At 42.4% G+C, this 7,405-nt stretch carries 6 protein-coding genes; 5 read left to right on the top strand and 1 reads right to left on the bottom strand.

Annotated elements, in window-relative coordinates; genetic code table 11:
• Positions 1-282: 282 nt before the first annotated feature.
• From rlmKL to rmf, 5 genes are all read left to right on the top strand, one after another.
• The gene (gene rlmKL / locus ACHUFW_RS19570; protein ID WP_394205495.1) at positions 283-2,415 is read left to right on the top strand and encodes a bifunctional 23S rRNA (guanine(2069)-N(7))-methyltransferase RlmK/23S rRNA (guanine(2445)-N(2))-methyltransferase RlmL; all 2,133 of its coding nucleotides are present in this window, start codon (positions 283-285) and stop codon (positions 2,413-2,415) included.
• 7 nt (positions 2,416-2,422) lie between these two features.
• Positions 2,423-2,656 (top strand): glutaredoxin family protein, encoded by a 234-nt coding sequence (locus tag ACHUFW_RS19565; RefSeq protein ID WP_394205493.1) that lies wholly within the window; start codon positions 2,423-2,425, stop codon positions 2,654-2,656.
• 1 nt (position 2,657) lies between these two features.
• Positions 2,658-4,574, top strand: a complete 1,917-nt coding sequence (locus tag ACHUFW_RS19560) for an ABC transporter ATP-binding protein (RefSeq protein WP_394205491.1) — start codon at positions 2,658-2,660, stop codon at positions 4,572-4,574.
• Between the two features lie 27 nt (positions 4,575-4,601).
• A complete protein-coding gene (locus ACHUFW_RS19555) occupies positions 4,602-6,446 on the top strand; it encodes a DUF3466 family protein (RefSeq protein ID WP_394205489.1) in 1,845 nt (614 codons plus the stop codon).
• Between the two features lie 188 nt (positions 6,447-6,634).
• Positions 6,635-6,811: a ribosome modulation factor gene (gene rmf, locus ACHUFW_RS19550; RefSeq protein ID WP_394205487.1), complete on the top strand. Its 177-nt coding sequence runs from the start codon at positions 6,635-6,637 to the stop codon at positions 6,809-6,811.
• A gap of 52 nt (positions 6,812-6,863) precedes the next feature.
• Here rmf and fabA read toward each other — a convergent pair whose 3' ends face one another.
• Positions 6,864-7,379: a bifunctional 3-hydroxydecanoyl-ACP dehydratase/trans-2-decenoyl-ACP isomerase gene (gene fabA / locus ACHUFW_RS19545; RefSeq protein WP_394205485.1), complete on the bottom strand. Its 516-nt coding sequence runs from the start codon at positions 7,377-7,379 to the stop codon at positions 6,864-6,866.
• Between the last annotated feature and the right edge of the window lie 26 nt (positions 7,380-7,405).

Here is a 7,405-nt window from a genome sequence, read left to right as displayed (position 1 = left end):
GCGGGAGCCGGATTTGAACCGACGACCTTCGGGTTATGAGCCCGACGAGCTACCAAACTGCTCCATCCCGCGTCCGTTAAAGCGGGGCGAACTATAACGACATGATTTAACGAATGCAAGCGACTTATGAGTTTATCGACTTGAACGTTCATAAATGCGACAACCAGCGGCTAAATAATGCTTAACTGCCAACAAAATAGCTTTGGTGCGCATATCTTTTATCATTTGTGGTGATGACAGGGTATAATGCCGGATTGTTTTAATTAGTGTGTTTATCAATCAATGTTAAATTTTTTTGCTGCAGCCCCTAGAGGCTACGAATATGCGTTATCTTTGGAGCTTTCTGAATTAGGTGCTAAAGATGTCAAAGAGAGTGTTGCAGGTGTTTATTTTTCAGCTCCTTTAGAATTAGCTTATCGCATTACGTTGTGGTCGAGACTTGCTAGCAGAATTGTGTTGGTGATTTATAAGGGTCCATGTGAATCGCCTGAGCAACTATATAACGCGGCATACTGTATTGATTGGCAAACACATTTCTCAAATAAAAGTACCTTTAGTATCGACTTTCATGGTGTCGGTGGTTTTATAAAGAACACCCAGTTTGGTGCACTTAAAATCAAAGATGCTGTGGTCGACCGATTTCGCGATGATGGTTTAAACCGCCCAGATGTTGGACGAGGCGATGCTGATTTTCGTATTGACGCTCACTATCGCCGCGGACAAATTACCTTAGGGATTAACTTCTCGGGACCAGCCTTACACCAGCGCGGTTATCGTACCACAACGGGTGAGGCGCCTCTTAAAGAAAACTTAGCTGCCAATATGTTGGTGCGCAGTGGCTGGCAAGCCTCTCCAACAACCTTGCTAGATCCATTTTGTGGCTCTGGCACAATAGTCATCGAAGCTGCGATGATGGCGTGTGATATTGCCCCAGCGTTATTGCGTAAGCGTTTTGGTTTCGATCACTGGTTACGCCATCAAACTAATACCTGGCAAGAGTTGATTGAAGAAGCGAAAGCCCGTGCAAGTATTGGTACTACGCGTTGTAATATTAATTTCTTTGCCAGTGATATTGATTCTCGTCTGGTGGCACTAGCAAAACGTAATGCTCAAAATGCGGGGGTTGATAAGCTCATTGAGTTTTCAGTGACTAACGCGTTGGATGTGAGCGTGCCAGCAGAGTCGGGCGCGTTGATTACTAACCCGCCATATGGCGAAAGGTTAGGGAACGTCACTTCGTTATTGCAACTGTATTATCAACTTGGTGATAAATTTAAGTCACAATTTGGTGGCTGGCAGATTGCAGTGCTAAATAGTGATATTGAATTATTGTCTGCATTAAAGCTCAAAGCCGATAAGCAGATGAAAATGTATAATGGTGCGCTAGAGTGTGCTTTTAATTTATACACTGTACATGCCCAAAGCACCCGACGTATCGATCCTGTTGCTGTGCAATCACAAGCCGAGATCAGTGAAGTTGCCAGTTCATTTGCAAATCGCATTAAGAAAAATTACAAGCAATTGTCAAAATGGGCGAAGCGTGAAGGAATAGACAGTTTTCGGTTATATGACGCTGATATTCCAGAGTACAACGTAGCGGTTGATAAATACCTCGACTATGCGGTGATTCAAGAGTATTCAGCCCCTAAAGCAATCCCTGAGGCGGTAACCAAACGTCGGTTGACGGATGTGCTATTGGTGTTACCCCAAGCCATTGGCATTGATCCTGAAAATATTATCCTTAAAACCCGTGAGCGCCAAAAAGGCAGCAATCAATATCAGAAACTTGATGCGACCCATCAAGAACTATACACCATGGAATATGGTGCTAAGTTTAAGATTAATCTGAAAGATTACTTGGATACCGGCCTGTTTTTAGATCATCGTTTGACCCGCAAAATGGTTGGAGATAAATCTTGCGAAAGAGACGTGCTTAATTTATTTGCTTATACCGGAACGGCTTCAGTGCATGCGGCGTTAGGCGGGGCGAAGTCCGTAACAACTGTCGATATGTCCAATACTTACCTTAATTGGGCAAAAGATAACTTTGCCCTCAATGGTTTGTCTGGTAACCAATATCAATTTATTCAAAGCGATTGCTTGCAGTGGATTGAGAGTTGCGAGCAGGAGTTTGACCTTATATTCATCGACCCACCGACGTTTTCTAACTCAAAGCGTATGGAAGATTCATTTGACGTGCAACGTGACCATTTACCTTTATTAACCAGCTTAGTGAAGCTACTTAATCAAGGTGGTGAGATAATATTCTCCAACAATAAACGTAAATTCAAAATGGACGTTGCTGGGTTAAATGCCTTGGGATTGAAAGTGACTAATTTGGATAAGCAAACCTTACCGCTGGATTATAAACGCAATCCACAAATCCATAATACGTGGTCAATTACCCGTGGTTGATAGTGACATGAATAATCCAGCATTAATTTTATATCACACTGAGCATTGCCACCTTTGTGAACAAGCTGCTGAAATGCTAACTGGCGCTAATATTGCGTTTACTCATGTAGATATATGTGAGGATAACGATTTAGCTGAACGTTATGGCATAACGATTCCCGTATTGCAGCGCCTAGATACTAAACAAGAGTTAGGTTGGCCGTTTGACTTGTCACAAATACATGCTTTTTTAGGAGTTTAAATTGAGTCTAGTTCGTATAAATAATGGCTCGTTAGCGTACGGATACACCCCGTTGTTACAAAACGCCGATTTTACTATTGAAGCGGGTGAACGAGTCTGTATTGTTGGTCGCAACGGCGCTGGCAAATCAAGCTTAATGAAAGTGCTTTGCAAAGAAGTTCAGCTTGATGATGGTGAGTTTAACATTGCCACGGATGTCAAAGTGAGTCGCTTGCAACAGGACCCGCCAAAAGCCGAGCAAGGCACAGTGTATGCCTATATTTCCGGCGGCTTAAAAGAGGTTGGAGAAAAACTAGAACGTTATCATCAGTTATCACAAGATGTGGCTAATGCTGCTGGTGAGCAACTGGGTAAGATGCTCAAACAGATGGAACGTTTGCAGTCCGATTTAGATCATTTAGATGGTTGGCAGTTGGATACCCGTATTACGCAAACCTGTCAAATGCTTGGTCTTGATTCTGAAGCACCGCTTACGACCTTATCTGGTGGCTGGCAACGTAAAGTCGCCCTTGCTCGTGCTTTGGTGAGTGAACCGGATCTTTTGTTACTCGATGAGCCAACCAACCACTTGGATATCGATACTATCGAGTGGTTAGAAGAGTTTTTATTGGGCTATAAAGGCGCCATCGTGTTTATCAGCCATGACCGTGGCTTCATTCAACGTATGGCGACCCGGATTGTCGACTTAGACCGTGGCGTGGTGACCTCTTGGCCTGGCAATTATCAAACCTATTTAGATGGCAAAGCCGAGTGGTTGCGTGTTGAAGCAGAGCAAAATGCCCATTTTGATAAGAAGTTGGCTGAAGAAGAGGCTTGGATTCGCCAGGGTATTAAAGCGCGACGTACCCGTAATGAAGGGCGGGTTAGGGCACTGAAAGCGTTGCGTGTCGAACGCAGAGCTCGTCTAGAGCGTCAAGGTGGTGCCAAAATGGCAGTGGCTGAGACTGAGCGCTCAGGTAAGCTCGTGTTTGATGTTGATAGATTGAACTTTAATTTACCCGATAAAAACCTGGTTAAAAACTTTACTACTAGCGTGATGCGTGGCGACCGTATTGCACTTATTGGTCCCAATGGTTGTGGTAAATCGACGTTAATTAAACTTTTGATTGGTCAGCTAGAAGCGCAATCAGGCGCTGTTAAAGTGGGGACTAAGCTTGAGATTGCCTATTTTGACCAATACCGAGAAGCGTTAGATCCTGAAAAAACGGTCGAAGAAAACGTTGGTGAAGGCAAGAAGACCATTACCATTAATGGTCAGGACCGACATATCTTAAGTTATTTACAGGACTTTTTATTTTCTCCCATGCGCGCACGCACGCCAGTAAAGGCGTTGTCTGGTGGTGAGAAGAACAGATTGTTATTAGCAAGGCTGCTTATTAGGCCAGCTAACTTAATTATTTTAGATGAACCGACTAACGATCTTGATATTGAGACCTTAGAGTTGTTAGAGTCCCTGCTAACGGATTATGAAGGTACACTTTTATTGGTAAGCCATGACCGTGCTTTTATCGATAATACGGTAACCAGTTCATGGTGGTTTACTGGCAATGGTGGCTGGAGTGAATACGTAGGTGGCTATGAAGATGCTGTTTCTCAAGGCGCTAAATTTTATTCTGAGGAACCTGTTGCCGTCGACGCTGTCCAACCAAAAGTTGCTGAGGTTAAGCCAGTTAAAAAGCAGCCGACTAAGGTAGAAAAGAAGCTTTCTTATAAATTGCAGCGTGAGCTTGAACAGTTACCTGCGAAAATGGAAACGTTAGAAAACGAAATTGAAGCGTTACAGGCGGTGATCAGCGAGCCCGATTTTTATGCTCAAGCACAAGAGATTGTTAATGAGCAACTCAAATTATTAGCAGATAAAGAGCAAGAATTGGAAGTGTGTTTTGAGCGTTGGGAAGAGCTTGAGTCGCTTAAGTAAGCCACATAATTAATAGGAATAAAATTAATGAAGTTGAAGTTGGATAAAACATTATCATTAGTGGCTATTGGCGTTGTCAGTGCATTACAAACGGTGCACGCTGCACCGGTTTATGAAATTAAAAATATCGAAGATTTTGATCTTAACGGCACTATTGAAAGTACCCGAAACGGTTACGGTATGTTCGTTAATAGTAATAATGAGTCTGTTGGTGTTTCTAAAGGTAAGAAAAAGCTCAGTGTTTCTGATGAGGATGACGGTGTCATCGATATTGAAGATGGTATCGCACCAGAAGAGCAAATTATTTATTCGATAGACTTACCCATTATTGCTAATAACTTTACTTTCACTTCGGATGAAAATGGCGCTTCTGGCGCTTGGATTCCGACATTTGAAAGTGTATTTGGTACTACGCCACCAAAGGATTCAGATCCTGATGTACCAGAGTCAATTAACTCAATCGATGCTTTTTATTACGGGATTAGTACTGCAGGCGTTAAGGTTGGTGCTTATACCGCTCCTGAGCAGAAAGTCGAGTATACCGGCAGTAATGAAGACCAAGAGTACTGGTATTACAGAGAATTTGAAGAACGTGGCTTTGTTAAATTGGCTGATGGTACCGAAATACCATTATTACCACCAGTTACTGAATATTACAATGAAGACGAAGATGTCACTGTTACCGTAGGTGGTATGTCGTTAGCTGCAGCCATTAATGAAAATAATGTGGTTGCGGGTTATGCCAGTACTGAGCTTTCAAAAGGTAGTATTGACAGGATCAACAGCTGTATTACCGGTGAAACTTATCCAATTGATATTTGTGTTCAGCGAGAACAGTATCCAAATGGTAGTGGTGGTTCGCGTAATATTGTGTACCAAACCCGTGCTTATGTATGGGATGTTGATAATGCTAACGGCATCGCTTTACCACTAGGTTTAGAGTCTGATTCAGATACGGTATTTACTGCACAAGGTCTTGGTATCAATATTGATGGCGTGGTCGCGGGACGTAGCCATGTTTATCGTAACGGCAACACAGATAAGCTTGCTTACGACGCCGCGTACTGGAAAAAAGATGCCGATGGCAATTATCAGTATCACTGGGTTCCAATGAAAGATGATCAGCGTTATTCCATCGCATATGACATCAATGACTCAGGTATCTTGGTTGGTAGTTATAATCAATATATTGATGGTTATCTTAGAGATAAGTTTTTCTATTTTGATACCAACAATCCAGAAGAGGGTTTTGTCACCCCTAATGATTTCTTCGAAGGGCTTTCGGATAGGTCTAGCCGACCAAAGGATATCAATAATCAGGGGCAAGTAGTTGGTTATATTGAAGTGACTGCCGATAAAGAAAAACCGCGAGTAAAAGCAGGCTTTTTATACAATAAACCGCAAGACGAATTTAGTGACTTAAATAGCTTGTTAACTTGTGGCTCTAAAGGTTATGAGCAAAACAGTGAAGGTAAATGGGTACGTCACTTGGTAGAAGTTGAAGATGGCAGCGGCGATACACTGACCTATGAAAGTGAAATCCGTATCGTTGAGGCCAATAGTATTGGTGAAGACGGTACCATTGTCGGGACTGCGTTTATTAGAAAGCCGTCCTATCAGTTTGACTCAGACGGTAACCTAATTATTGGTGATAATGGCTTACCGCTGTTTGAAATTGACGGTAACGGTGATCCGGTTACGGCATTTATTCCGCGTATGGTGGTGTTGCAGCCTAATAGCAATGCTGAAGCCTGCCCAATTGAAGAAAATGATAACAGCGGTAATGGTAATTATGAACGTAAGGGAGCTGCGTCTCTAGGTGCGTTAATATTGTTACCATTACTGTGGCTAAGGCGCCGCGTAAAACGCTAGTTATTTTTTAGACTATTTTCTAATAAAAATCGGAGCAAATGCTCCGATTTTTTTTATTCAGATAACTCAGGCGCTTAAATTATAATCGACAATTATGACAAAAATAGTGTTTGATCTTGATTAAAAAACGTTCTATTTCTATTGGGTGGAGTTTAGCTCCCAGGAAAGATTCAATAGAGGATGCTTGCATGAAAAGACAAAAAAGAGATCGGTTAGATAGAGCTTTTTCAAAAGGATTTCAGGCGGGAATAGGAGGAAGGTCTAAGGAGAATTGTCCTTATTCGACGCTAGACTCTAGATCTCAATGGCTTGGCGGTTGGCGCGAAGGTGTTGATGGCCGTATGAGTGGCCTATTTAATAAATAGCGCAGATCACATTGGTGCCCTCATAATGCTAATTATGAGGGCTTTTTAATGTCTAAAACGTAGAAGTGTCTTTAAAAATACCTACTTTTAGATCGGTTGCTGTATAGATTTCACGACCGTCAACTTCCATAACTGCGTCAGCAATCCCCATTACCAACTTGCGATAGACCTTACGCTTGATGGTCAGCTTATAGGTTACTTTTTTAGCATCAGGTAGCACTTGACCAGTAAACTTTACTTCGCCAACGCCCAAAGCTCGTCCTTTACCTTCAGCACCTTCCCAGCCTAGGAAGAAGCCTACAAGCTGCCACATGGCATCTAAGCCTAGACAACCTGGCATTACAGGGTCATTTTCAAAATGACAACCGAAAAACCATAAATCTGGATTGATATCAAGCTCAGCTACAATCTCACCCTTTTCAAATTCACCACCATCGGCATTGATTTTGGTGATGCGGTCAATCATCAACATGTTGTCGATAGGAAGACGTGGTGAGTTAACACCGAATAACTCAGCATGACCACAGGCGATTAGTTCTTCTTTATTGAAACTATTAGCTTTACTCATTATCTACTTCACTCCAGCAATTTGTG

The sequence above is a fragment of the Shewanella waksmanii genome (genome assembly GCF_043643685.1).
Taxonomy (GTDB): Bacteria; Pseudomonadota; Gammaproteobacteria; order Enterobacterales; family Shewanellaceae; genus Shewanella; species Shewanella waksmanii_A.
Note: the sequence above shows the minus strand (reverse complement) of the source record. Positions and strands in the feature narration are given on the sequence as shown.